The following is a 1586-nucleotide window of genomic DNA, read 5'->3' on the forward strand; positions in this document are numbered from 1 at the left end:
ACCATGGCCAGCGTCTCGGCCCTATCCGGCGCGCCCAGCCTGCCGCCGAAGCGCAGGCATTTGAGCGCCGCGGCCGCACTGGCAAAGCGCAAAGCCTGCTCGACCGGCATGGCTTCCGCCAACCCGACGGCGAAGGCGCCGTGGAAGACATCGCCGGCGGCCAGTGTGTCGACCGCCTTGATTTTCGGCGCCGCGACATGGCGCACACAGCCTGCGGAACGGTCGTGCCACCAACAGCCCGCCGCGCCGCCGGTTACCGCGACAAAGGCGTCGGTGCGGCTGGCGAGATCGGCGCAAGCCGTTTCCGGATCGAGCGCCTGGCCGCAGACGATGCGCGCCGCCGGCTCCGAAGCGACGATGTGCGTAGCGAGCGGCAACAGCTGTTCCAGGACCGGCAACGGTGCGGTGTCGGCATCGAGGATCGCCGGACGCCCAACGGCGCGTGCCGCCTTGAGTGCCAACGCTGCCGCGCCCGGCCAGCGGACATCGACCAGCACGGCGTCGAATGCCGTGAGGTCGGCGACCGGCAAGACTTCGGGATCGGCCTGGGCCAGCCCGTCATAGAACGGCACGATGATGCGCTCGCCATGCGCGTCGACCAGGATCGAGGCCAGCGCCGAGCGGGCGCCTCTGACGCGGCGCACAAAGGTGCAATCGACGCCTTCGGCCTTGATGCCGGCGATGAGCTGGTCGGCGACGGCATCGTCACCCGCACTCGCCCACAGCGATACCTCGGCCCCCAGGCGATGCGCGGCGCAGGCAGCACTGGTGGCCATGCCCGAGGCGATCTGGACGCCGTCGGAGGCAATGAACTTGCCTTGATGCACAGGCAGTGTCTCGACGCGCAGGATGGTGTCCAGCGTCAAGGCGCCAACGCTCAGCAGCTTCACGGGTTTTGCCATGGTTGAGCTATTCGACCGGCTTGATCTTGCCCAGCGGAATGAAGCCGAGCGAGGCCTTGCCCCTGACCACCTTCAGCGGCATCGACGGCTCGTTGCCGAGCACCGCCAGGGCAGAAAAACCCTGCTCGATCTGGCTTTTCTGCTCGGGTATGGCGGCGCCAAGGATGGCCGCCACCGCCTTCGGGTCCTTCAGCCTGATCATCAGATCGGCGTTGACCAGACCCTCGGCATCAACCGAGAGCGGTCCCGAAACGGTGATGCGCGCCGTGCCCGACGACAGGTCAAGGTTGCGGATCTCGATCGCCTGGCCACGAAGGCTCTTCACCTGCGTGCCGATCAGTGCGACACCGTTCTTCAATGTCACGTCGCCACTGGCATCGAGCGCCGGAAGCACGCGCCCGCCAATCGCGCCGGGGTCGATCTCGAGATCGCCGAAACTGCCGAGATAGTCGATATCCTCGCCGTTGGGCTGCAGCTGGCCCGATGCCTTGCCGGCGCTGAACAGTTGCACCGGATCGGTGTCGTCGGCCGGATCGGTCTGGCCGGACAGGCCCTCCGCCTCCAGAGAAATCCGCTGCGGCAGCGGCCACCACAATTTGAAATTGGCCTGCAGATTGTCCCAGTCGATCCACAGCGGCACCATGTCCGGAACTGAGGTCCTGAGCGGGCCGCGCAGATTGGCAA

General features: G+C 67.0%; 2 protein-coding genes. Both read right to left on the minus strand.

Annotated features, from left to right (window positions below; translation table 11 throughout):
- Positions 1 to 902, minus strand: a 902-nt coding sequence (locus EN893_RS33130; protein WP_164901355.1) for a sugar kinase, incomplete at its 3' end; no start/stop codon positions are given.
- A gap of 7 nt (positions 903 to 909) precedes the next feature.
- A partial coding sequence (locus tag EN893_RS33135) for a DUF2125 domain-containing protein (RefSeq protein ID WP_128362141.1) occupies positions 910 to 1586 on the minus strand: 677 nt, incomplete at its 5' end.

This window comes from Mesorhizobium sp. M7A.F.Ca.CA.004.04.2.1, from assembly GCF_004022825.1.
Taxonomy (GTDB): domain Bacteria; phylum Pseudomonadota; class Alphaproteobacteria; order Rhizobiales; family Rhizobiaceae; genus Mesorhizobium.